The sequence below is a fragment of the Pseudomonas sp. MWU15-20650 genome (assembly GCF_023242475.1).
GTDB lineage: Bacteria > Pseudomonadota > Gammaproteobacteria > Pseudomonadales > Pseudomonadaceae > Aquipseudomonas.
This window is the reverse complement of sequence record NZ_JALJFG010000012.1, coordinates 11,746-34,678: the sequence shown is the minus strand read 5'-3', so window position 1 is coordinate 34,678 and position 22,933 is coordinate 11,746. Positions and strand designations below refer to the sequence as shown.

Here is a 22,933-nt window from a genome sequence, read left to right as displayed (position 1 = left end):
TCGGTCAACGTAAAGAATGAGGCCAGGTTTTCGTTCTTAGAAAGAAGCGGGGCTGGATCAGACTTCGTCGGGGCTGCGCAGGTTGGTGACTGCGATTCGCTGTTCGCGGCGCTGTTCCTTTTGAGACGGCATCTCGGCGCGATAAACGCCTTGATCACCGACCACCCAGGAAAGCGGGCGACGCTCCTTGCCAATCGATTCCTGCAACAGCATCAAGCCTTGCAGGAACGCTTCGGGGCGGGGCGGGCAGCCAGGCACGTAGACGTCCACGGGCAGGAACTTGTCCACCCCCTGAACAACGGAGTAGATGTCGTACATGCCACCGGAGTTGGCGCACGAACCCATGGAGATAACCCACTTTGGCTCGAGCATTTGCTCGTAGAGACGCTGGATGATCGGCGCCATCTTGATGAAGCAGGTGCCGGCGATAACCATGAAATCCGCCTGGCGCGGTGATGCCCGGATAACTTCGGCGCCAAAGCGCGCGATGTCGTGGGGCGCCGTGAAGGCGGTGGTCATTTCCACGTAGCAGCACGAAAGACCGAAGTTGTACGGCCACAGGGAGTTCTTACGCCCCCAGTTGACCGCGCCACTCAGCACGTCTTCCAGCTTGCCCATGTAGATGTTCTTGTGGACTTGATCTTCTAACGGATCGGAAACGGTTTCCCGTTCGCCGATAGGGTACTGATCGTTAGGAGCATCCGGGTCGATCCTGGTGAGATTGTATTGCATCGCCAAAGCCTCATTGTTTCAGCTTCGCTTGCCGCTTACGACGAGCTTCCGGAGCCCAGTCAAGGGCGCCCACTCGGAATAGGTAGACAAGGCCTGCCAACAGAATTGCTATGAAAACGAGGGCTTCGACGAATCCGGTCCAGCCGCTTTCGCGGACGGACACAGACCAGGCAAAGAGAAAGAGGGCTTCGATATCGAAGATCACGAACAGCATCGCGACCAGATAGAATTTGGCTGAGAGCCGCAAGCGGGCGCCACCTGTAGGTAGCATGCCGGACTCGAACGGTTCATTTTTGCTGCGGCCCCAGGCTTTTGACCCGAGGAGGCTGGAGACGCCGAGCATGAAGGCGCAAAGGCCGACAACACCGAGGAGGAAAATGGCAAAGCCCCAGTTGTGGGCCATGAGTCCTGTCGCTTCGGTCATGCTGGAAATCCTTAACAGAGAGCAAAGGTCTCTGAGCTCGAAAAAGTAACGATGCAGTGACGATATGTCGCAGCGCAATCAATCGCGGTGATTTTATGGCTAAACACCGGGCAAGTAAAATTCCCAGGGCGAAATTATTCGGTGGAATAAGCACATAGTGCACCTTCTTGGGGCTGTAGCCCTTGTGGTGTGGGCATTAGCGGGCTTTTCATCAAATATGTTTTGTTTAAGCGGTAACGAAGTTTTTAAGCGCCAAATGATAATGAATATTGTTTGCGCGGGGTTTAAGCGAGTGTTTCTCATGTGGCGCGGGAAGTTAGCGTTACTTGCTTGAGTGTCGCTTAGTTGTCGCAACGGTTCTTTTAGCGGATCGGATGTGCGTCGATACCGCTCTGGATCAATGTTTTGCGCAAAACCCTCAGGCTGCAATGCGTTCCATTGTGGGAGCGGGCTTGCTCGCGAAAGCGGTCTGTCAGATAAAAAATTGCCAACTGACCCACCGCTTTCGCGAGCAAGCCCGCTCCCACATTTTGATCTGCTGTGTGCCAGTAAGATTTTCTTCCGGGCGAAAAAACGCCCCGAACCAGTCGGGGCGTGATTGTTGCGCGGCACTGCGGTTAGGTCTTCCGTGGGGCCGCAGTGGCCGTGTACGCGGTACTTAGTGGAACTGTTCTTCTTCGGTCGAACCGGTCAGTGCGGTCACGGACGAGGTGCCGCCCTGGATCACGGTGGTCATGTCGTCGAAGTAGCCAGTGCCCACTTCCTGCTGGTGCGCCACAAAGGTGTAGCCCTTGGCGGCGTCGGCGAACTCCTGCTCCTGCAGCTTCACGTAGGCCGTCATGTCGTTGCGTGCATAGTCGTGCGCCAGGTTGAACATGCTGTGCCACATGTTGTGAATGCCGGCCAGGGTGATGAACTGGTGCTTGTAGCCCATTGCCGACAGCTCGCGCTGGAACTTGGCGATAGTCGCGTCGTCCAGGTTCTTCTTCCAGTTGAAGGAAGGCGAGCAGTTGTAGGACAGCAGTTGGTCCGGGTATTCCTTCTTGATCGCTTCGGCGAAGCGACGGGCTTCGTCCAGGTCCGGCTTGGCGGTTTCACACCAGATCAAGTCGGCATACGGTGCGTAGGCCAGGCCGCGAGCGATAGCCTGGTCGAGACCGGCGCGTACTTTATAGAAGCCTTCCTGCGTGCGTTCGCCGGTGACGAATGGCTTGTCGTACGGGTCGCAATCCGACGTCAGCAGGTCAGCCGCGTTGGCATCGGTACGGGCCAGGATGATGGTCGGCGTACCGGCCACGTCAGCTGCCAGGCGAGCAGCGGTCAGTTTCTGTACCGCTTCCTGGGTGGGCACCAGAACCTTGCCGCCCATGTGGCCGCATTTCTTCACTGAGGCAAGCTGGTCTTCGAAGTGAACGCCGGCAGCGCCTGCCTCGATCATGCTCTTCATCAGCTCGTAGGCGTTCAGTACGCCGCCGAAACCGGCTTCGGCATCCGCCACGATCGGCGCGAAGTAGTCGATGTAGCCTTCGTCACCTGGGTTCTTGCCGGCTTTCCATTGGATCTGGTCGGCACGACGGAACGAGTTGTTGATGCGCTTGACCACGGTCGGCACCGAGTCCACCGGGTACAGCGATTGGTCGGGGTACATGGATTCAGCGGAGTTGTTGTCCGCTGCCACTTGCCAGCCGGACAGGTAGATCGCCTGGATACCGGCTTTTACCTGCTGGACTGCCTGGCCGCCAGTGAGGGCGCCCATGCAGTTGACGAAATCTTTGTCGGGACGGAAGGAAGGCTTGGCACCTTGAGTGACCAGGTTCCACAGCTTCTCGGCGCCGAGTTTTGCAAAGGTGTGCTCAGGTTGAACCGAGCCACGCAGGCGGACGACGTCAGCAGCGGAATAAGCGCGGGTCACGCCTTTCCAGCGTGGGTTTTCAGCCCAGTCTTTTTCAAGGGCTGCAATTTGCTGTTCGCGTGTCAGTGCCATGGGGAAAAACCTCGTCGCGTCTTGTTTGAAGTATCCGTTTGCCAGCCCGGCATTCGTTGCCTGGGTAGGGTTGCTCGCTGACCAGAAGCGTTGGTGTTCAAGTCAAATCTGACGGAGGTAGGCGACGGGATGAACGATGGGGCTCAAGGGGGAATTGAGCAGGTAAGGGCAAACTGCGAACGGTCTTCGGGCGTCGTGGGCCTTGGTACGATCCATCAGTGTGTAGCCGGGTTACCTGGTTAGCTTCCGTCCCTCGGGACAACTTCGTTCCAGTCGCAACCAACGTCAAACACACCTTGTGGGCGGTACAGACACGAATCGGCTCAGGTGGGTAGCTTAGAGCGGCGATCCGAAGGCCCTTGCCAGGGCCTCTGATTAGCGGGAGCGAGGCCATCATGCCCATGCTTTTTGGGATCGTCAAATGTTTTGTAGTGCTTTTATTGTGGCACTACATCTTTAGTCTAAGGCGACTTGCCAGTCAGTTTTTGGTGCTTCAGTTCACGGTATCGACCTTGACCCGCAAAGTCTGGTCATCACGGCCCTGAGTAGAGTAGCTGCGGGTTGTAGAGGATTTGTCGGCTTGGGTCTCGCGATTGACGCCGGCCAGCGAGATCCATTCACCCAGGCGCCCGCTGACAGTTGTGTCGGTACTCTGGACGTTCACTACATCGGGACGTTCCTGGCTCATGCGGTCACGATTGGTACTGATCGCCAGGTGAACGGTCTCGCCGGTGACGCTGGCGGTCACGTAGAAGCCTTGGGTGACGTTGCGATACTGGGTCTGGTTCTGTGGGCGACCGTACGCATCGGGCTGAGTGGTGGTCAGTGGCACGCTCTGGCCGACCTGGATCAGCGCGGGCACGCCTTCGCTGGCCTGGATCTGCTGGATGCCGCCGTCGCGGCTGGTGGTGCCGTAGCTGATGATGCGGGTTTGGCTGTCGCCCGTGTTTTGCTGGTTGGTTTCGTTGGTGTCGACGGTGATCAGCAGGCGTTTGGCGGGCGTGTCCAATTGAGAGAGCAGTGCGCGCAGATCCTGGATCTTCCCGGGATCGGCGTTAACAATCAGCTGGTTGCCATAGGCGCTGACGGTGCCGTCCTTGCCGATGAAGTTTTGTGCCACGGGCAGCAGGTCGGCGCTGGTGCGGTTGCTCAGGTTGACGACTTCGGTGCCGGCCATGGCTGAAGCGCTGGCAGTCAGGAGGAGGGCGGCGAGCAGGGTGCGTAGGGACATATCCGTTATCTCTGCGAGTCATGTGGACTTGATAGTGCCAGTTTGTCGGCCTGGGGTGTAGTGAGCGGGCTGTTGTAGTGAGCGGGCTTGCCCCGCGTTGGGCTGCGCAGCAGCCCCAATAAAAAAAACGCCGCGTTCTTTCAGAAAGAACGCGGCGTCTGGTTTGGGGGCCGCTACGCAGCCCAGCGCGGGGCAAGCCCGCTCGCCACAGCAGGCCCACTCATCACAGGTTGTCAGCCCTCGCGCACCATATCGACATGGGGAATCCCGACTTCAAGGAATTCCTCACTGACGATCTTGAAGCCCAGTCGCTCATAGAACGGTGCCGCATAGACCTGCGCACTGAGGAACTGTCGGGTCTGACCGCGTTTCTCGGCCGCGCCAATCACTGCTTCCATCAGCTTGTCGCCGACCTTCAGCCCGCGCCAGTCCTTGAGGACGGACACGCGCCCGATCTCGCCGCTGGGCAGCAGGCGGGCGGTGCCAATTGGAAAATCGCCTTCGAATGCAAGGAAATGCACCGCGTCGGCGTCGTCTGCGTCCCACTCCAGTTCAGGTGGAACCGATTGTTCGGCGATAAATACCGCTTCACGAATGCGCCGTATCTCGGCGATATCCTTTTGCCAGTCCGCGACACTTACGTGAATCTTATTCATCCGCAAACCCCAGGCTACCTTGCTTGACCAGCTCGCACAGCAGGTCGCGGCCATCTTCATCCGCCAGCCATGGGCCGAGGTTTTCAGCGTGCAGGGCATCGGCTGCGCAGACCAGTTTCAACAGCTCGCGCAGTTTGCCGGGCAGGTAACGGCTCTGGCCGCTGGCGAACAGCAGCACGTCGTCGTCCACTTCCGACCACGCCATGCGAGCGCTCGGGTTGCGCACGAGGATTGCGCCGTTTTCCAGGCTGCTGATGAAGTCTTCTTCGCCCAGCTCTTCGCCGGCCACCAGTTCGGGGTAGCGCGGTTCGGTCATGAACTGGCCGAACCAGGTCAGCAGCATGCGCTCGTCGCTCATGTGTTCGGCCAGCAGGCTCTTGAGGCGGTCCAGGGCGTCGCCCTGGATCTGGTGCGGGTCGCTGACCGGTTGGGCGTCGGCGTCGGTGTAGCGCTCTTCGTCGGTCAGGTACTGGCTGAGGAAGTCGGTGAAGTGGGTCAGCACTTCGGCGGCGCTTGGGGCACGGAAGCCGACCGAGTAGGTCATGCAGTCATCTTCTGCAATGCCGTAGTGCGCCAGGCGCGGCGGCAGGTAGAGCATGTCGCCCGGTTCCAGTACCCACTCGGCGCTCTCTTCGAATTCAGCCAGGATGCGCAGGTCAGCGTGTTGCAGCAGCGGGCTTTCGGAGTTGCACATCTGGCCGATCTTCCAGTTGCGCTTGCCTTGGGCTTGCAGCAGGAATACGTCGTAGTTGTCGAAGTGCGGACCGACACTGCCACCCGGTGCGGCAAAGCTGATCATCACATCGTCAATACGCCAGCTTGGCAGGAAGCGGAATTGTTCCAGCAGTTCGGCCACTTCCGGTACGAACTGGTCGACCGCCTGCACCAGCAGGGTCCACTCGCGCTCGGGCAGGGTGCTGAAGGCGTCTTCGGCGAACGGGCCGCGACGCAGCTCCCATGGGCGCTCGCCGTGCTCGATCACCAGGCGTGATTCGACTTCTTCTTCCAGGGCTAAGCCTGCCAGTTCGTCGGCGTCGATTGGGCTTTCGAAGTCAGGAATGGCCTGGCGGATCAGCAGGGGTTTTTTCTGCCAGTAGTCGCGCAGGAATTCCCGTGCCGTGATGCCGCCAAGAAGTTGAAGAGGAATGTCAGGATTCATGTGTAACCTATTGAAATAAAGCGCTTTTCAGACTGGAATAAAAACGCCCGGCGCGGCCGGGCGTCTCAAGAGGGCTTGCGCTAATCAGATGCGCTTGGCTTGGGCCGCGGCGTTACCGATATAGTTGGCCGGGGTGAGCAGTTTCAGCTCGGCCTTGGCAGCGGCTGGCATGTCCAGGCCGTCGATGAAAGTTTGCAGTGCTTCAGGGCTGATGCCCTTGCCGCGCGTCAATTCCTTCAGCTTCTCGTAGGGGTTTTCGATGTTGTAGCGACGCATCACGGTCTGGATCGGCTCGGCCAATACTTCCCAGCACGCATCCAGGTCAGCGGCGATTTTCTGCTCGTTGAGTTCCAGTTTGCTGATGCCTTTGAGGCTGGCTTCGTACGCGATCACGCTGTGGGCGAAGCCCACGCCGAGGTTGCGCAGTACGGTGGAGTCGGTCAGGTCGCGCTGCCAGCGGGAGATCGGCAGCTTGCTGGCCAGGTGCTGGAACAGCGCATTGGCGATGCCCAGGTTGCCTTCGGAGTTTTCGAAGTCGATCGGGTTGACCTTGTGCGGCATGGTCGACGAGCCGATTTCGCCGGCAATGGTGCGCTGCTTGAAGTAGCCCAGGGAGATGTAGCCCCAGATATCGCGATCGAAGTCGATCAGGATGGTGTTGAAGCGCGCAATGGCGTCGAACAGCTCGGCGATGTAGTCGTGCGGTTCGATCTGCGTGGTGTAGGGGTTGAAGCCCAGGCCCAGCTCGTCTTCGATGAAGGCGCGGGCGTTGGCTTCCCAGTCGATCTCGGGGTAGGCCGACAGGTGGGCGTTGTAGTTGCCTACGGCGCCGTTGATCTTGCCCAGCAATGGCACGGCCGCCACTTGAGCGATCTGGCGCTCCAGGCGGTACACCACGTTGGCCAGCTCTTTGCCCAGGGTGGTCGGCGAAGCCGGCTGGCCGTGGGTGCGCGACAGCATTGGCACGTCAGCGAAGCGGATCGCCAGCTCGCGGATGGCTTCGGCGGTCTGGCGCATCAGTGGCAGCATCACGTCATCGCGGCCTTCGCGCAGCATCAGGGCGTGGGACAGGTTGTTGATGTCCTCGCTGGTGCAGGCAAAGTGGATGAACTCGCTGACCTGGGCCAGTTCCGGCAGCTTGGCCGCTTGCTCCTTGAGCAGGTATTCGATGGCTTTGACGTCGTGGTTAGTGGTGCGCTCGATCTCTTTCACACGCTCGGCGTGCTCCAGGGAGAAGTTTTCCGCCAGGGTGTTGAGCACAGCGTTGGCTTGCGCGGAGAACGCCGGCACTTCGCTGATAGCGGGGTGAGCGGCCAGGCGCTGGAGCCAGCGCACTTCAACCAGTACACGAGCACGGATCAGGCCGTATTCGCTGAAAATAGGGCGCAGGGCCTGGGTTTTGCCGGCGTAGCGGCCGTCAACAGGGGAAACCGCAGTGAGCGAAGAGAGCTGCATGGGGTGTTCTCGGACAGTCGGGCAACGAAATGGGGCGCGTATCATACATGAAAAAATCCGCCGGTCCGTTGCCAACTGACCGGCGTATTACGCGTGAGGCTATAAAAAATCTCGGTTGCTGCGACTTATTCGCTGCGCATCAACGGGTAAAGCTCTTTGAGCAATTTGCGCCGGCTGATCACCAGCTGCCAACGGTGACCGCCCAACTGCCGCCACAGCCGCGCCGAACGAATGCCGGCCAGCAACAGGGCGCGGATTTTCGAGGCGTTGTTCGGTTGCTGCAGGTTGCGCATGTCGCCGTGCACCTGGATGCGCTGGCGCAAGGTGCTCAAGGTGTCCTGGTACAGCGCGCCGCAGGCTGCGATCACGTTTTCGTGGGCCGGGCCGAAGTGTTCCACCTGGGACTGAATTTGCGGCAGGCGCTTGCCGATGATTTCCAGCATGTCATCGCGCTTGGCCAGTTGGCGCTCGAGGCCGAGCATCGACAGGGCATAGCGCAACGGCTCGCGTTGCAAGGTGCTGGGGTCGCGCTCCAGGGCGCCGATCAGTGCGCGGTAACCTTCGCGCAGCGCCAGGTCGTCACCGCCGTAGACTTCCAGGGTGTCCTTGGGGTCGCGGATCAGCAGGCTGCCGAGCATGCAGGTCAGGCCGGCTTCGGTGACTTGGCCGGTCTTGGCGATCTTGTCCACCAGCACGGCGGCGAGAAACACGCCGCCCAGTGCCGTCAATTGCTCCTGGGTCGGGCTCATGCCGGGTGGCTCCAGGGTTCGGCGACTTCAATCACACCACCGCCCAGGCAAATTTCGCCGTCATAGAACACCACGGACTGGCCAGGGGTGACCGCGCGTTGCGGGTCATCGAACGTGGCGCGGTAGCCGGTGGCGGTTTTTTCCAGCGTGCAGGGCTGGTCGCTCTGGCGATAGCGCACTTTGGCGGTGAGGCGGCGCGGCGTGCTCAAGTCGATTGGGTTGACCCAGTAGATCTCCGAAGCGAGCAGGGCGCCCGAGAACAGCAGTGGATGCTCATTGCCTTGGCCAACGATCAGCACGTTGTGTTCCAGGTCCTTGACCAGCACGTACCACGGCTCTTCGCCGGCGTCTTTCAAGCCGCCGATGCCCAGGCCCTGGCGCTGGCCGATGGTGTGGTACATCAGGCCGTGGTGGCGGCCGATGACCTCGCCCTCGGTGGTCTTGATCTCGCCCGGTTGTGCCGGCAGGTACTGCTTGAGGAAGTCGCTGAAGCGGCGCTCGCCGATAAAGCAGATACCGGTGGAATCCTTTTTCTTGGCGGTGGCCAGGCCGTGTTGCTCGGCGATCTTGCGCACTTCGGGTTTTTCCAGCTCGCCGACCGGGAACAGGGTCTTGGCGATCTGTTCACCGCCGACGGCGTGCAGGAAGTAGCTCTGGTCTTTGTTCGGGTCCAGGCCCTTGAGCAGTTCGGTGCGGCCATCGATATCGCGACGGCGCACGTAGTGGCCAGTGGCAATCAGGTCGGCGCCGAGCATCATGGCGTAGTCGAGGAACGCCTTGAACTTGATCTCGCGGTTACACAGGATGTCCGGGTTCGGCGTGCGGCCGGCCTTGTATTCGGCCAGGAAGTGCTCGAACACGTTGTCCCAGTACTCGGCGGCGAAATTGGCGGTGTGCAGCTTGATGCCGATCTTGTCGCACACAGCCTGGGCGTCCGCCAGGTCGTCCATGGCAGTGCAGTATTCTGTTCCATCGTCTTCTTCCCAGTTCTTCATGAACAGGCCTTCCACCTCATAACCCTGCTCCATGAGCAGAACGGCGGAAACGGAAGAATCCACGCCGCCGGACATGCCGACGATGACGCGCTTCTTTTGTGTGTCAGAAGGGGCTGGATCACGCATAGGGTTTCAACGGGTGTCTTGAAAAAGGACGCGATTCTATCAGGCCGCAGCCTCGAAGGCTAAAGAGAAGGGCGGATCAATTCCAGGCTATGGTGCTGCCCGCTCAAATAATCGTCGATACAGCGGATGATCAGCTCGCTGCGCCAGTCGTCGCGCAAGGCCATCAGCTCGTCGCGGGTCAGCCAGCGGGCGCGCAGGATGCCTTCGTCGAGTTGGTAGCCCGAGTGGTGTTTCAATGCCTTGGCGATAAAACAGACCCGTTGGTAGGTCACGCCATTGCTCGGCGCGGTGTACAGGTAGATGCCGACAATGCCGGTAGCTTCCACGTCCCATCCGGTTTCTTCCAGGGTTTCGCGCACGGCGGCTTCGGTCAGGGTTTCGTTCGGGTCCAGGTGGCCGGCGGGCTGGTTGAGCACGGCGCGGCCGCCCTTGAGTTCCTCGACCATCAGGAACTTGCCGTTGTCTTCGACAATGGTGGCGACGGTGATGTGGGGGAGCCAGGTCATTCAAAGCCTCGATTCAAGATGCGACAGTGTCTTCGGGCAGGATTGCAGCCCGCACATGTTGATCCAGTTTGTTCAGCAAAATCTCAGTGTTCTGAAACAGAAACCCCGGCACTGGGCCGGGGCTTCTTTGCATCCTTACAACCTTACTTCAACTTGGCAATCGCCGCGTTGAGGGTGTTGCTTGGGCGCATGGCTTTGCTGGTCAGCTCGGGGTTCGGCGCGTAGTAGCCACCGATGTCCACGGGCTTGCCCTGCACGGCGTTGAGCTCGGCAACGATGGTGGCTTCGTTCGCAGCCAGGGTCTTGGCCAGTTCGCCGAACTGCGCTTGCAGCGCTGCATCTTCAGTCTGGGCGGCCAGGGCCTGGGCCCAGTACAGCGCCAGGTAGAAGTGGCTGCCGCGGTTGTCGATGTTGCCGACTTTACGCGATGGCGACTTGTTGTTGTCGAGGAACTGGCCGGTGGCCTGGTCCAGGGTCTTGGACAGTACCAGGGCTTTCGGGTTGTTGTACGTCACACCCAAATGCTCAAGGGACGCGGCCAGGGCCAGGAACTCGCCCAGGGAGTCCCAGCGCAGGAAGTTTTCTTCCAGCAGCTGTTGCACGTGCTTTGGCGCCGAACCGCCGGCGCCGGTTTCGAACAAGCCGCCGCCGTTCATCAGTGGCACGATCGACAGCATCTTGGCGCTGGTGCCCAGCTCCATGATCGGGAACAGGTCGGTCAGGTAGTCACGCAGGACGTTGCCGGTCACCGAGATGGTGTCCAGGCCCTTGCGGGTACGCTCCAGGGTGAACTTCATCGCGTCGACCGGCGACATGATGCGGATGTCCAGGCCTTCGGTGTTGTGGTCTTTCAGGTAAGCCTGGACTTTCTCGACCACTACGCCGTCGTGGGCGCGCTGTGGGTCCAGCCAGAAAATGGCCGGGGTGTTGCTGGCGCGAGCGCGGTTGACGGCCAGTTTGACCCAGTCCTGGATCGGTGCATCTTTGGTCTGGCACATGCGGAAGATGTCGCCGGCTTCGACGTTCTGTTCCATCAGCAGGTTGCCCTTGCTGTCGGTGACGCGAACGACGCCGTCAGCCTTGATCTGGAAGGTCTTGTCGTGGGAGCCGTATTCTTCGGCTTTCTTCGCCATCAGGCCAACGTTTGGCACGCTGCCCATGGTGGTCGGATCGAAGGCGCCGTTAGCCTTGCAGTCTTCGATGACCGCCTGGTAGATGGTGGCGTAGCAGCGGTCCGGGATCACGGCCTTGGTGTCGTGCAACTGGCCGTCGGTGCCCCACATCTTGCCGGAGTCACGGATCATGGCTGGCATCGAGGCGTCGACGATGACGTCGCTCGGTACGTGCAGGTTGGTGATGCCTTTGTCGGAGTTGACCATCGCCAGGGAAGGGCGAGCGGCGTAGACCGCCTGGATGTCCGCTTCGATCTGTGCCTGTTGCTCGGCCGGCAGGGCCTTGATGCGAGCGTACAGGTCGCCGATGCCGTTGTTCAGGTTGAAGCCGATCTGCTCCAGCACGACTGCATGCTTGGCCAGTGCGTCTTTATAGAACTCGGCAACGATCTGGCCGAACATGATCGGGTCGGAGACCTTCATCATGGTGGCTTTCAAGTGAACCGACAGCAGTACGCCTTGTTTCTTGGCATCTTCGATTTCAGCGGCGATGAAGCTGCGCAGGGCTTTCTTGCTCAGTACGGCGGTGTCGATGATTTCGCCGGCTTGAACGGTGGTCTTTTCTTTCAGGACGGTGGTGGTGCCGTCTTGGGTGACCAGTGCGATCTTGACCGCGTCAGCGGCTTCGATCTGTACGGCTTTCTCGCTGCCGTAGAAGTCGCCGTTGCTCATGTGAGCCACGTGGGACTTGGAGTCGGCAGCCCAGGCGCCCATTTTGTGCGGGTGCTTGCGTGCGTAGTTCTTGACCGACAGCGGCGCGCGGCGGTCGGAGTTGCCTTCGCGCAGTACCGGGTTCACGGCGCTGCCCTTGACCTTGTCGTAACGTGCACGGGTTTCTTTTTCCGCGTCGGTGGTTACGGTTTCAGGGTAGTCCGGCAGGGCGTAGCCCTGGGCCTGGAGTTCCTTGATCGCGGCTTGCAGCTGAGGCGTCGAGGCGCTGATGTTAGGCAGCTTGATGATGTTGGCTTCAGGGGTTACGGCCAGGTCGCCCAGTTCGGCGAGGTGGTCCGGGATAGCCTTGGTGCCCAGTTGCTCGGGGAAGCTTGCGAGGATGCGCCCGGCGAGGGAGATGTCGCGGGTTTCCACAGCAATATCAGCGGAAGCGGTGAAGGCCTCTACGATAGGCAGCAGTGAATAGGTGGCGAGGGCTGGGGCTTCGTCGGTGAAGGTGTAGATGATCTTCGAGCGGGTGGGCATATTCGGATTAACTCTCTTCTTTGCTGAAAGCGTGCGCAGAAACTCGAGATGCGCCGGGTAGAGCGCGTTCGTTCAAAGTCATCCATGAGCGAAATGTCGAGGTTTCTTCGCGGTGATGTTGGGTTGCATCAGTCGAGCGTCAAGCGGGTGGGCTATTGTAATAACCCTGCTTTCTGGCTGAAGGCTACTGTCTAGAGCGGTCAGCTGTCGTGACTCTTGGGTCAGCGGCGGCATTATACATAGGTCGCTATGCTTACGCCGAGCCTTCATACAAAAGGTGTCTCGTCCATTGGTCTAAAGGTCGCAGGGCACAGGTTGCGACCAAAGTCGCACGATGTGCTCGAGATTGGCGATTTTGCCTTTGCTTTCAGGCTTGTAGGCGACCAAATATGCTGTTTTCGATGCAAATGAGCATGGCGTGAGGTTTCAGTCGTCATTTATCTGGAGTAGGCTCGAACGCAGCCAGATGTTCAATCCATAGATGGAGTTCAGCATGGGATACAAGAAGATTCAGGTTCCGGCAGTCGGCGAAAAAATCACCGTCAATCCAGACCATTCTCTCAATGTTCCTGACCAACCGATCATCCCCTACATCGAAGGTGACGGTATTGGCGTCGACATCAGCCCGGTGATGATCAAGGTGGTCGACGCAGCTGTTGAAAAGGCTTATGGCGGCAAGCGCAAAATCTCCTGGATGGAGGTTTACGCCGGCGAGAAGGCCACTCAGGTCTACGACCAGGACACCTGGCTGCCCCAGGAAACCCTGGATGCGGTCAAGGACTATGTGGTGTCCATCAAGGGCCCGCTGACCACCCCGGTCGGTGGCGGCATCCGTTCGTTGAACGTGGCCCTGCGTCAGCAGCTCGACTTGTATGTTTGCCTGCGCCCGGTGCGCTGGTTCGAAGGTGTGCCGAGCCCGGTGAAGAAGCCTGGCGACGTAGACATGACCATCTTTCGCGAGAACTCCGAAGACATTTACGCCGGGATCGAGTGGAAAGCCGGTTCCCCGGAAGCGAACAAGGTGATCAAGTTTCTCAAGGAGGAAATGGGGGTCACCAAGATCCGTTTCGACCAGGACTGCGGCATCGGCGTCAAGCCGGTATCACTCGAGGGTACCAAGCGCCTGGCGCGCAAGGCTCTGCAATACGTGGTGGATAATGATCGCGACTCGCTGACGATTGTGCACAAAGGCAACATCATGAAGTTCACCGAAGGAGCCTTCAAAGAGTGGGCCTACGAAGTGGCGGCGCAGGAGTTCGGCGCGACACTGCTCGACGGTGGGCCGTGGATGCAATTCAAGAACCCCAAGACCGGCAAGAAGGTCGTGGTCAAGGATGCTATCGCAGACGCCATGCTCCAGCAGATCCTGCTGCGTCCGGCTGAATATGATGTGATCGCAACGCTTAACCTGAACGGTGACTACCTGTCCGACGCCCTGGCGGCGGAGGTGGGTGGTATTGGTATTGCGCCGGGAGCCAACCTGTCCGACACCGTGGCCATGTTCGAAGCGACCCACGGGACGGCACCTAAATATGCGGGCAAGGATCAGGTCAACCCGGGCTCATTGATTCTGTCGGCCGAAATGATGCTGCGCCACATGGGCTGGACCGAGGCGGCCGACCTGATCATCAAGGGCACCAACGGCGCTATTTCGGCCAAGACGGTGACTTATGACTTCGAGCGCCTGATGGAGGGTGCGACGCTGGTGTCATCGTCGGGCTTTGGGGATGCGTTGATCAAGCACATGTAAGAGGGCAAAAAAAACCGGCCATTCCAGAGGTTCAGGATGGCCGGTTTTTGCGTTCAGGAGCTTGCTCAGTGGCTGATCAGGCCAGTTGCTTTTTTGGTTCTTGAGCAATGCCTTCCTTTTTGGCGGCGCCGATGGTGATTGGCGCGTTGATCTCCACCGCATGCTTGCCCTTGGGTCCCTGGATAATCTCAAAGGACACTGCCTGGCCCGCTTTAAGTGTCTTGTAGCCGTCCATTTTGATCGCGGAGTAATGCACAAAAAGGTCTTCATCCTTGCCGTCTTCAATAATGAAGCCGTAACCCTTGGCATTGTTGAACCACTTGACCTTGCCACTCGCCATTCCCATATCCCTCTGCACCAGACTCCATCACTGGAGTATCATCCAGTTTATCCGTCCTAACCCGAATAAATAAGGTTGACTGCGCGGACCTTTTTTACCCACTGTGGGTTCTATTGGTTGTAACACCGATTTTCCGATAGTCAAGGCGACTGAACGGTCAGAGTTGAAATTCTGACAGGTCGCCCCCACCACTGTATTTGAACCACTGACGAACCTTTCTTTCCATGCATGCAATCAGCCAGATTCGACTAACATTCAATCAGGATCGACCGGATCACGAACACGATGACGACGGTTCTGCAGGCATTGCTGTTCAGGAGGCCAAGCCCGCTCTACAGGCGCCGCCGATGTACAAGGTGGTTTTGTTTAATGATGACTACACACCGATGGATTTCGTCGTCGAAGTGCTCGAGGTGTTTTTCAACCTGAACCGCGAGTTGGCGACCAAGGTAATGCTGGCCGTTCACACAGAAGGACGGGCAGTATGTGGAGTGTTTACCCGTGACATCGCCGAGACAAAGGCCATGCAGGTCAACCAGTACGCCAGGGAAAGCCAGCATCCGCTACTCTGTGAAATCGAGAAGGACGGTTAACGCCGACCACTTGGGTATGAGGTGAAGCTATGTTAAACCGCGAGCTCGAAGTCACCCTCAATCTTGCCTTCAAGGAGGCTCGTTCGAAGCGTCATGAATTCATGACCGTCGAGCACCTGCTGCTGGCACTTTTGGATAATGAGGCTGCCGCCACCGTTCTGCGTGCGTGCGGCGCCAATCTCGACAAACTCAAGCATGACCTGCAGGAGTTCATCGACTCCACCACGCCACTGATCCCCGTGCATGACGAGGACCGTGAAACCCAGCCAACCCTGGGCTTTCAGCGGGTATTGCAGCGTGCTGTCTTCCACGTACAGAGCTCCGGTAAGCGTGAAGTCACAGGCGCCAATGTGCTTGTGGCGATTTTCAGCGAACAGGAAAGCCAGGCAGTGTTCCTGCTCAAGCAGCAGAGCGTTGCCCGTATTGATGTCGTCAACTACATCGCCCACGGTATCTCCAAGGTGCCTGGGCACGGCGATCATTCCGAGGGTGAGCAGGATATGCAGGACGACGAGGGCGGTGAGTCTTCTTCTTCAAGCAACCCGCTGGATGCTTATGCCAGCAACCTCAATGAACTGGCACGCCAGGGGCGGATTGATCCGCTGGTCGGGCGTGAGCTTGAGGTTGAGCGTGTAGCGCAGATCCTTGCGCGTCGTCGCAAGAACAACCCGTTGCTGGTGGGTGAGGCGGGCGTGGGTAAAACCGCGATTGCCGAAGGCCTGGCCAAGCGCATCGTCGACAACCAGGTGCCTGACCTGCTGGCCAACAGCGTCGTCTACTCCCTTGACCTGGGCGCACTGCTCGCCGGGACCAAGTACCGTGGCGATTTCGAGAAGCGCTTCAAGGCGTTGCTCGGTGAGCTGAAAAAACGCCCGCAGGCGATCCTGTTCATCGACGAGATCCATACCATCATTGGGGCGGGTGCAGCCTCCGGCGGTGTGATGGATGCCTCGAACCTGCTCAAGCCGCTGCTGTCGTCGGGTGATATCCGCTGCATCGGTTCGACCACGTTCCAGGAATTCCGTGGCATCTTCGAGAAAGACCGTGCCTTGGCGCGACGCTTCCAGAAAGTTGATGTGTCCGAGCCTTCGGTAGAAGACACCATCGGCATCCTGCGTGGGCTCAAGGGGCGTTTCGAAGCGCACCATGGCATCGAGTACACCGATGAAGCCCTGCGGGCGGCGGCAGAGCTGGCGTCACGCTACATCAATGATCGGCACATGCCCGACAAAGCGATCGACGTGATCGACGAGGCGGGTGCCTACCAGCGCCTGCAACCGGTCGAGAAGCGTGTGAAGCGCATCGACGTGCCTCAGGTCGAGGACATTGTGGCCAAGATCGCGCGGATTCCGCCAAAACACGTCACCAGTTCCGACAAGGAGCTGCTGCGTAACCTGGAGCGTGACCTCAAGCTCACCGTGTTTGGCCAGGATGCGGCCATCGATTCGTTGTCCACCGCGATCAAGCTGTCCCGTGCGGGCCTCAAGTCGCCGGACAAGCCAGTCGGCTCGTTCCTGTTTGCAGGCCCGACCGGCGTCGGCAAGACCGAAGCGGCGCGGCAGTTGGCCAAGGCCATGGGGATTGAGCTGGTGCGTTTTGACATGTCCGAATACATGGAGCGTCACACCGTGTCGCGCCTGATCGGTGCGCCTCCGGGCTATGTCGGCTTCGATCAGGGCGGCCTGTTGACCGAGGCGATCACCAAGCAGCCGCATTGCGTATTGCTCCTTGATGAAATCGAGAAGGCCCATCCGGAAGTCTTCAACCTGCTGTTGCAGGTCATGGATCACGGGACCCTGACCGACAACAACGGGCGCAAGGCGGATTTCCGCAATGTGATCGTGATCATGACCACCAACGCCGGCGCTGAAACCGCTGCACGGGCTTCTATCGGCTTTACGCATCAGGATCACTCTTCCGATGCGATGGAAGTGATCAAGAAAAGCTTCACGCCGGAGTTCCGCAACCGTCTGGACACCATTATCCAGTTTGGTCGCCTCAGTCATGAGGTCATCAAGAGCGTGGTGGACAAGTTCCTCACCGAGCTTCAGGCGCAGTTGGAAGACAAGCGCGTGCAGTTGGATGTGACGGACGCGGCGCGCAACTGGCTGGCAGAGGGCGGCTACGATTCGGCAATGGGCGCTCGCCCAATGGCGCGTCTGATCCAGGACAAGATCAAGCGGCCGCTGGCTGAAGAGATCCTGTTCGGCGAGCTCTCCGACCATGGCGGCGTGGTGCATGTGGATCTGAAGGATGGCGAGCTGACCTTCGACTTCGAAACCACGGCTGAAATGGCCTGATCGTTAGCTGCAACATTGCAAAAGGCGCCTAAAGGCGCCTTTTTGCTGGCTTGAAACCCAATCGCCAAAGCAATGCAGATCAAATGTGGGAGGGAGCAAGCCCCCTCCCACATTGGTATTGAGTGTCAGGTAAATAACACATGCACACAAAAACGCCCGGCATAACCGGGCGTTTTGTATTGACTTGCTTAGCGAGCGCGGTAAGTGATGCGCCCTTTGCTCAAGTCATAGGGCGTCAGCTCGACGCGCACTTTGTCACCGGTAAGAATACGAATGTAGTTCTTGCGCATCTTGCCGGAGATATGCGCGGTTACGACGTGCCCATTTTCCAACTCCACACGAAACATGGTGTTGGGCAGGGTGTCGACGACAGTGCCTTCCATTTCGAAGCTGTCTTCTTTCGACATGCAGTAAAGCCCTCGGTATCCAGTGAATGGCCCGGTGCAACTGCGCCAGGCAAAAGCGGCGTGCATTGTGCCCGAAAAAGGGTGTTTAAGCCAAGGGGTTCTAGCTAAGCGTGACCCATCTTTGATTAATTAGTAGCTCGATGGGCCGATACTGGGTCTTGTAGTTCATCTTTTTGCAGTTCTTGATCCAGTATCCGAGGTACACCGCCTCCAGTTCCTGGCGCAGGGCTTCGCCTATTTGCCAGAGGATGGCAAAGCGTCCCAGGCTGCGGCGCTCCTCGGCCGGCTCATAAAAGGTGTAGACCGCTGACAGGCCGTTGGGCAGCAGGTCGGTCACGGCCACGGCCAGCAGGCGACCGTCGAGGCGGAACTCGTAGAAGCGCGAGAAGGGCAGGTCGCGTACCAGAAACGTGGAAAACTGGTCGCGGCTGGGTGGGAACATATCGCCGTCGGCATGGCGTTGTTCGATGTAGCGTCGGTAAAGGTCGAAGTATTCTTCGCTGTATCGCGGTTTGGTCGCTTTCACCGTCAGGTCGGCGTTGCGCTTGAGAATGCGTTTCTGATTGCGGTCCGGCAAAAATTGCGCAACCGGGATGCGCGCCGGGACGCAGGCATTACAGTTCTGGCAATGGGGGCGGTACAGATGATCGCCGCTACGTCGAAACCCCATCTCGGAAAGGTCGGCGTACACATGCACGTCCATTGGCTGGCTGGGGTCGAGGAACAGCGTAGTGGCCTGCTCGTCGGGCAGATAGCTGCAAGAGTGGGCTTGAGTGGCATAAAACTTCAAGCGCGCCAGCTCGGTCATGATCAACCCTCGGGATAAGCTTTGAAATAAGTGTAAGCCAGGTGCGCGAAAGTCGCCTAGGAAACCCACGGTCCAGAGCTGGGTTGGTCCAAATGGTTGTGCAGGAAGTCTGTGAACTCGCTGCGCGGTATGGCGCGGGCGCCAAGGCTGTGCAGGTGATCATTGGGCATCTGGCAGTCAATCAGCACATAGCCCCAGGCTTGCAATTGCCGGGTCAGCGTCGCGAAGCCGAATTTCGAGGCGTTGTCGGCGCGACTGAACATGGATTCGCCAAAAAATAATTGGCCCATTGCCAGGCCATACAGGCCGCCGACCAGTTCGCCTTGGTCCCATACCTCGACGGAGTGGGCGTAGCCGCGCCGATGCAGCTCCAGGTAGGCGTGCTGGATGCCTTCGGTGATCCAGGTGCCGTCTGCGTAGGCTCGGGGCGCGGCGCAGGCTTGGATGACGGCTGCGAAGTCCTGGTCGAAGGTCACGGTATAGCGCTGCTGGCGCAATAGCTTGCCGAGACTGCGCGAGACATGCAGCTCGTCGGGGAATATCACCGTGCGTGGGTCCGGCGACCACCACAGGATGGGCTGGCCTTGCGAGAACCACGGAAAACAGCCATGGCGATAGGCTTGTATGAGGCGTTCGGCCGACAGATCGCCGCCGGCGGCGAGCAGGCCATTGGGTTCGCGCATGGCCTTGGCCAATGGCGGAAAAGTCAGGGTGTCGCGTTGCAACCAAGTCAGCATGGCATCCAGGCTTACGGAAGGGGAGGGGAGTGGCAGGTGTGGCATCTGCCCCGCGAACGCTGATTATTGTCGACGTGGCGCCGTGGGGCCAGCCCAAATAGAGGGTCGGCCAGGATTAGCATGAGCGCGGGGGCTGCAACTCTGCGCCCGAGGCGCGGTCGTAATCGGGTCTGGCGGGTGCAGGCCATTTGCCAAGCTTGCCTGGATTGGTAAAAACAGCGCATAAGCCTTTGTCAGCAAAGACAATGCATGCTCAAATTGAACACGCTGTGATACTTCAATTGTCTACGCTGTGGGGTGATTGGCAAGTGCGTGGCATCGCGCGCGCAAACCCGTACAATGCGGCCATTGGGGCGTTATCGCCATTTCACCCAGGCAACACCCAGTGTTAAAAGTAGATTCAGCAACATGTGTTCATTTTTCAGCTGCTCGGGCTCGGGATAGGGTCGTGCAGTGTGCAGTCATTCAACAGATGGACGCGCTAAAGGCGCAGGAAAAGACCCGTTTTGAAGAAATCCGCCGCAACACCTAAAGCAGCAGTCGTTCCGGCCTGGCGCCAGCACCTGCACTACCGACTCAAGGAAGGTGCATTGATTGCCATCGGTGCCCTGTGCCTGTTCCTGATGATGGCCTTGCTCACCTATGGCAAGGACGATCCGGGCTGGAGCCACAACAGCAAGATCGAAGACGTGCAGAACTTCGGTGGCCCCGCCGGTTCCTACAGCGCCGATATCCTGTTCATGGTGCTGGGTTACTTTGCCTATATCTTCCCGTTGCTGCTGGCGATCAAGACCTGGCAGATCTTCCGCCAGCGTCACGAACCGTGGCAGTGGAGTGGCTGGCTGTTTTCCTGGCGGCTGATCGGCCTGGTGTTCCTGGTGTTGTCCGGTGCGGCGCTGGCCCATATTCATTTCCATGCACCTACCGGCCTGCCGGCGGGCGCGGGCGGTGCGCTGGGCGAAAGCCTCGGTGACCTGGCGCGCCGAACCCTGAATATCCAGGGCAGTACCCTGATGTTTATTGCGCTGTTCCTGTTCGGCCTCACGGTGTTCACCGACTTGTCGTGGTTCAAGGTGATGGACGTGACCGGCAAGATCACCCTCGACCTGTTCGAGTTGTTCCAGGGTGCTGCCAACCGCTGGTGGGCCGCCCGTGTCGATCGCAAGCGCATGGTTGCGCAACTGCGTGAGGTGGACACCCGCGTCAATGAAGTGGTGGCCCCGAGTACCCCGGACCGACGCGAGCAAGCCAAGGTCAAGGAGCGGTTGATCGAGCGCGAGCAAGCCCTGAGCAAACACATGTCGGAACGTGAGAAGCAGGTGCCACCTGTGATTGCGCCTGCGCCGCCCAAGGCCCCCGAGCCCAGCCATCGCGTGCAAAAAGAGAAACAGGCACCGTTGTTTATCGACAGCGCCGTCGAAGGCACCTTGCCGCCGATCTCGATTCTCGATCCGGCTGAAAAGAAACAACTCAATTACTCCCCGGAATCCCTGGCGGCCGTTGGCCATCTGCTGGAAATCAAGCTCAAGGAGTTTGGCGTCGAAGTGTCGGTGGACTCGATCCACCCCGGCCCGGTGATTACCCGTTATGAAATCCAGCCGGCAGCCGGCGTCAAGGTCAGCCGAATCGCCAACCTGGCGAAGGACCTGGCCCGTTCCCTGGCCGTGACCAGCGTACGTGTGGTGGAGGTGATCCCGGGCAAGACCACCGTGGGTATCGAGATTCCCAACGAAGACCGCCAGATCGTGCGGTTCTCCGAAGTGCTGTCGACGCCGGAATACGACAATTTCAAATCGCCGGTTACCTTGGCCCTCGGTCATGACATCGGCGGCAAGCCGGTGATCACCGACCTGGCGAAAATGCCCCACCTGCTGGTTGCCGGTACCACTGGTTCCGGTAAGTCGGTGGGTGTGAACGCGATGATCCTGTCGATCCTGTTCAAGTCCGGCCCGGAAGACGCCAAGCTGATCATGATCGACCCGAAAATGTTGGAACTGTCGATCTACGAAGGCATTCCGCACCTCTTGTGCCCGGTCGTGACCGACATGAAGGATGCTGCCAACGCCCTGCGTTGGAGCGTTGCCGAGATGGAGCGCCGCTACAAGCTGATGGCGAAGATGGGCGTACGCAACCTCTCGGGCTTCAACGCCAAGGTCAAGGAAGCCCAGGACGCCGGTACGCCACTGACCGACCCGCTGTACAAGCGCGAAAGCATCCACGACGAAGCGCCCTTGCTGACCAAGCTGCCGACCATCGTGGTGGTGGTCGACGAATTCGCCGACATGATGATGATCGTCGGCAAGAAGGTTGAAGAACTGATCGCGCGTATTGCCCAGAAGGCCCGTGCCGCCGGGATTCACTTGATCCTCGCGACCCAGCGTCCTTCGGTGGACGTGATTACCGGTCTGATCAAGGCCAACATCCCGACGCGTATGGCGTTCCAGGTTTCCAGCAAGATCGACTCACGGACCATCATCGACCAGGGCGGCGCCGAGCAGTTGCTGGGCCACGGTGACATGCTCTACATGCCGCCCGGCACCAGCCTGCCGATCCGGGTTCACGGTGCGTTTGTGTCCGATGATGAAGTGCACCGCGTAGTGGAAGCCTGGAAGCTTCGCGGTGCGCCGGAATACAACGACGACATCCTCGCAGGCGTTGAAGAGGCCGGTAGCGGTTTCGACGGCGGCAGCGGTGGTGGCGACGATGACGCTGAAACCGACGCGCTGTACGACGAAGCCGTAGCCTTCGTGCTCGAGAGCCGCCGTGCCTCGATCTCTGCGGTGCAGCGCAAGCTGAAAATCGGCTACAACCGCGCCGCCCGCATGATCGAAGCCATGGAAAATGCAGGCGTCGTGACCGCCATGAACACCAACGGCTCGCGTGAAGTCATCGCCCCCGGGCAGATGCGCGACTGATCCCGTGCCGCGTGGCAGCACGCGGCGCGCCCTAACGACTCAATGAGGACTCCCATGCGTCTTATCCGCATGCTGTTGTTGCCGGCACTGGCCCTGACCGCTGTTTCGGCTCACGCTGATCCGGCTTCCGTGGCCAGCCTGAAGAACCTGTTGGACAAATCCCAAACCCTGACCGCGCGCTTCTCCCAATTGACCCTGGATGCGGGCGGCACCCGGTTGCAGCAGACCGAAGGTGAAATGGCTGTGCAGCGCCCGGGGCTGTTCTACTGGCATACGGAAGGGAAGGCTGAGCAGACCATCGTTTCCGACGGCCAGAAAGTCACGTTGTGGGACCCGGACCTGGAACAGGCGACCATCAAGAAACTGGACCCGCGCCTGAACCAGACCCCGGCACTGCTGCTGTCGGGTGATGTGTCGAAAATCAATGACAGCTTCGACATCACCTCCAAACAGACCAGCAACGTCATCGAGTTCACCCTCAAGCCAAAATCCAAGGACACGCTGTTCGACAGCCTGCAATTGTCGTTTGGCAATGGTGTGATCAATAACATGCGCCTGATCGACAGCGTTGGCCAGCGCACCGATATCCTGTTTTCCGGCGTCAAGGCCAACGGCGTTGTGGATGCATCCAAGTTCAAGTTCGTCATCCCCAAGGGTGCCGACGTGATCCAGGAATAACCTGCCTAGAGGTTTCAAA

General features: G+C 59.2%; 20 protein-coding genes. 5 read left to right on the top strand and 15 right to left on the bottom strand.

Annotation, left to right across the window (positions count from 1 at the left end):
- Positions 1-57: 57 nt before the first annotated feature.
- From M5B43_RS12285 to M5B43_RS12235, 11 genes are all read right to left on the bottom strand, one after another.
- Positions 58-732, bottom strand: coding sequence for an NADH-quinone oxidoreductase subunit B (locus M5B43_RS12285; protein WP_012724951.1), 675 nt, complete (start codon positions 730-732; stop codon positions 58-60).
- 10 nt (positions 733-742) lie between these two features.
- Positions 743-1,156: an NADH-quinone oxidoreductase subunit A gene (locus tag M5B43_RS12280; RefSeq protein ID WP_003219575.1), complete on the bottom strand. Its 414-nt coding sequence runs from the start codon at positions 1,154-1,156 to the stop codon at positions 743-745.
- A 658-nt stretch (positions 1,157-1,814) separates the two neighbouring features.
- On the bottom strand, positions 1,815-3,140 hold the full coding sequence (gene aceA, locus M5B43_RS12275; protein ID WP_016969250.1) for an isocitrate lyase: 1,326 nt from the start codon (positions 3,138-3,140) through the stop codon (positions 1,815-1,817).
- A gap of 493 nt (positions 3,141-3,633) precedes the next feature.
- Complete coding sequence (locus M5B43_RS12270) at positions 3,634-4,371, bottom strand: secretin N-terminal domain-containing protein (protein ID WP_248750365.1); 738 nt, start codon at positions 4,369-4,371, stop codon at positions 3,634-3,636.
- A 233-nt stretch (positions 4,372-4,604) separates the two neighbouring features.
- Positions 4,605-5,027 (bottom strand): GNAT family N-acetyltransferase, encoded by a 423-nt coding sequence (locus M5B43_RS12265; RefSeq protein ID WP_248750364.1) that lies wholly within the window; start codon positions 5,025-5,027, stop codon positions 4,605-4,607.
- The gene (locus M5B43_RS12260) at positions 5,020-6,186 is read right to left on the bottom strand and encodes a cupin domain-containing protein (RefSeq protein ID WP_248750363.1); all 1,167 of its coding nucleotides are present in this window, start codon (positions 6,184-6,186) and stop codon (positions 5,020-5,022) included. Before M5B43_RS12260 ends, M5B43_RS12265 begins: the two co-directional genes overlap by 8 nt.
- An 84-nt stretch (positions 6,187-6,270) precedes the next feature.
- Positions 6,271-7,641, bottom strand: a complete 1,371-nt coding sequence (gene purB, locus M5B43_RS12255; protein WP_248750362.1) for an adenylosuccinate lyase — start codon at positions 7,639-7,641, stop codon at positions 6,271-6,273.
- A gap of 125 nt (positions 7,642-7,766) precedes the next feature.
- The gene (gene hflD / locus M5B43_RS12250; RefSeq protein WP_248750361.1) at positions 7,767-8,390 is read right to left on the bottom strand and encodes a high frequency lysogenization protein HflD; all 624 of its coding nucleotides are present in this window, start codon (positions 8,388-8,390) and stop codon (positions 7,767-7,769) included.
- Positions 8,387-9,511: a tRNA 2-thiouridine(34) synthase MnmA gene (gene mnmA / locus M5B43_RS12245; RefSeq protein WP_248750360.1), complete on the bottom strand. Its 1,125-nt coding sequence runs from the start codon at positions 9,509-9,511 to the stop codon at positions 8,387-8,389. Before mnmA ends, hflD begins: the two co-directional genes overlap by 4 nt.
- A 59-nt stretch (positions 9,512-9,570) precedes the next feature.
- Positions 9,571-10,017, bottom strand: a complete 447-nt coding sequence (locus M5B43_RS12240) for an NUDIX hydrolase (protein WP_248750359.1) — start codon at positions 10,015-10,017, stop codon at positions 9,571-9,573.
- Between the two features lie 143 nt (positions 10,018-10,160).
- Complete coding sequence (locus M5B43_RS12235) at positions 10,161-12,386, bottom strand: NADP-dependent isocitrate dehydrogenase (RefSeq protein ID WP_248750358.1); 2,226 nt, start codon at positions 12,384-12,386, stop codon at positions 10,161-10,163.
- A 493-nt stretch (positions 12,387-12,879) separates the two neighbouring features.
- On the opposite strand from M5B43_RS12235, the gene icd reads away from it, so the two are divergent.
- Positions 12,880-14,136 carry an NADP-dependent isocitrate dehydrogenase gene (gene icd / locus M5B43_RS12230; RefSeq protein WP_248750357.1) on the top strand — a complete coding sequence of 419 codons (1,257 nt, stop codon included), beginning with the start codon at positions 12,880-12,882 and terminating at the stop codon, positions 14,134-14,136.
- Between the two features lie 76 nt (positions 14,137-14,212).
- Here the strand turns inward: icd and cspD are convergent, their stop codons facing one another.
- Positions 14,213-14,482: a cold shock domain-containing protein CspD gene (gene cspD, locus M5B43_RS27255; RefSeq protein ID WP_283099462.1), complete on the bottom strand. Its 270-nt coding sequence runs from the start codon at positions 14,480-14,482 to the stop codon at positions 14,213-14,215.
- 218 nt (positions 14,483-14,700) lie between these two features.
- Here cspD and clpS point away from each other — a divergent pair, with 218 nt between their 5' ends.
- Both clpS and clpA read left to right on the top strand, forming a co-directional pair.
- Positions 14,701-15,069 carry an ATP-dependent Clp protease adapter ClpS gene (gene clpS, locus M5B43_RS12220; RefSeq protein WP_010567912.1) on the top strand — a complete coding sequence of 123 codons (369 nt, stop codon included), beginning with the start codon at positions 14,701-14,703 and terminating at the stop codon, positions 15,067-15,069.
- A 29-nt stretch (positions 15,070-15,098) separates the two neighbouring features.
- Positions 15,099-17,369 carry an ATP-dependent Clp protease ATP-binding subunit ClpA gene (gene clpA, locus M5B43_RS12215; protein ID WP_248750356.1) on the top strand — a complete coding sequence of 757 codons (2,271 nt, stop codon included), beginning with the start codon at positions 15,099-15,101 and terminating at the stop codon, positions 17,367-17,369.
- A gap of 188 nt (positions 17,370-17,557) precedes the next feature.
- On the opposite strand, the gene infA is transcribed toward clpA, so the two are convergent.
- The 3 genes from infA to aat all read right to left on the bottom strand — a co-directional run bounded on the left by infA (position 17,558) and on the right by aat (position 19,321).
- Positions 17,558-17,776 carry a translation initiation factor IF-1 gene (infA, locus tag M5B43_RS12210; RefSeq protein ID WP_002553999.1) on the bottom strand — a complete coding sequence of 73 codons (219 nt, stop codon included), beginning with the start codon at positions 17,774-17,776 and terminating at the stop codon, positions 17,558-17,560.
- A 100-nt stretch (positions 17,777-17,876) separates the two neighbouring features.
- Positions 17,877-18,584: an arginyltransferase gene (locus M5B43_RS12205; RefSeq protein WP_248750355.1), complete on the bottom strand. Its 708-nt coding sequence runs from the start codon at positions 18,582-18,584 to the stop codon at positions 17,877-17,879.
- A gap of 56 nt (positions 18,585-18,640) precedes the next feature.
- The gene (gene aat, locus M5B43_RS12200) at positions 18,641-19,321 is read right to left on the bottom strand and encodes a leucyl/phenylalanyl-tRNA--protein transferase (protein WP_248750354.1); all 681 of its coding nucleotides are present in this window, start codon (positions 19,319-19,321) and stop codon (positions 18,641-18,643) included.
- 506 nt (positions 19,322-19,827) lie between these two features.
- Here aat and M5B43_RS12195 point away from each other — a divergent pair.
- A complete protein-coding gene (locus M5B43_RS12195; protein ID WP_248750353.1) occupies positions 19,828-22,236 on the top strand; it encodes a DNA translocase FtsK in 2,409 nt (802 codons plus the stop codon).
- Between the two features lie 54 nt (positions 22,237-22,290).
- Positions 22,291-22,914, top strand: a complete 624-nt coding sequence (gene lolA, locus M5B43_RS12190) for an outer membrane lipoprotein chaperone LolA (protein ID WP_248750352.1) — start codon at positions 22,291-22,293, stop codon at positions 22,912-22,914.
- Positions 22,915-22,933 lie beyond the last annotated feature (19 nt).

Bases quoted from the DNA above. Each gene is read 5' to 3' on its own strand.
- M5B43_RS12270 (WP_248750365.1), bottom strand. From the start codon at position 4,371: ATGTCCCTACGCACCCTGCTCGCCGCCCTCCTCCTGACTGCCAGCGCT.
- icd (WP_248750357.1), top strand. From the start codon at position 12,880: ATGGGATACAAGAAGATTCAGGTTCCGGCAGTCGGCGAAAAAATCACC.
- M5B43_RS12260 (WP_248750363.1), bottom strand. From the start codon at position 6,186: ATGAATCCTGACATTCCTCTTCAACTTCTTGGCGGCATCACGGCACGG.
- clpA (WP_248750356.1), top strand. From the start codon at position 15,099: ATGTTAAACCGCGAGCTCGAAGTCACCCTCAATCTTGCCTTCAAGGAG.
- infA (WP_002553999.1), bottom strand. From the start codon at position 17,776: ATGTCGAAAGAAGACAGCTTCGAAATGGAAGGCACTGTCGTCGACACC.
- clpS (WP_010567912.1), top strand. From the start codon at position 14,701: ATGCATGCAATCAGCCAGATTCGACTAACATTCAATCAGGATCGACCG.
- M5B43_RS12280 (WP_003219575.1), bottom strand. From the start codon at position 1,156: ATGACCGAAGCGACAGGACTCATGGCCCACAACTGGGGCTTTGCCATT.
- M5B43_RS12235 (WP_248750358.1), bottom strand. From the start codon at position 12,386: ATGCCCACCCGCTCGAAGATCATCTACACCTTCACCGACGAAGCCCCA.
- cspD (WP_283099462.1), bottom strand. From the start codon at position 14,482: ATGGGAATGGCGAGTGGCAAGGTCAAGTGGTTCAACAATGCCAAGGGT.
- aat (WP_248750354.1), bottom strand. From the start codon at position 19,321: ATGCTGACTTGGTTGCAACGCGACACCCTGACTTTTCCGCCATTGGCC.
- purB (WP_248750362.1), bottom strand. From the start codon at position 7,641: ATGCAGCTCTCTTCGCTCACTGCGGTTTCCCCTGTTGACGGCCGCTAC.
- M5B43_RS12285 (WP_012724951.1), bottom strand. From the start codon at position 732: ATGCAATACAATCTCACCAGGATCGACCCGGATGCTCCTAACGATCAG.
- M5B43_RS12240 (WP_248750359.1), bottom strand. From the start codon at position 10,017: ATGACCTGGCTCCCCCACATCACCGTCGCCACCATTGTCGAAGACAAC.
- M5B43_RS12205 (WP_248750355.1), bottom strand. From the start codon at position 18,584: ATGACCGAGCTGGCGCGCTTGAAGTTTTATGCCACTCAAGCCCACTCT.
- hflD (WP_248750361.1), bottom strand. From the start codon at position 8,390: ATGAGCCCGACCCAGGAGCAATTGACGGCACTGGGCGGCGTGTTTCTC.
- mnmA (WP_248750360.1), bottom strand. From the start codon at position 9,511: ATGCGTGATCCAGCCCCTTCTGACACACAAAAGAAGCGCGTCATCGTC.
- aceA (WP_016969250.1), bottom strand. From the start codon at position 3,140: ATGGCACTGACACGCGAACAGCAAATTGCAGCCCTTGAAAAAGACTGG.
- lolA (WP_248750352.1), top strand. From the start codon at position 22,291: ATGCGTCTTATCCGCATGCTGTTGTTGCCGGCACTGGCCCTGACCGCT.
- M5B43_RS12265 (WP_248750364.1), bottom strand. From the start codon at position 5,027: ATGAATAAGATTCACGTAAGTGTCGCGGACTGGCAAAAGGATATCGCC.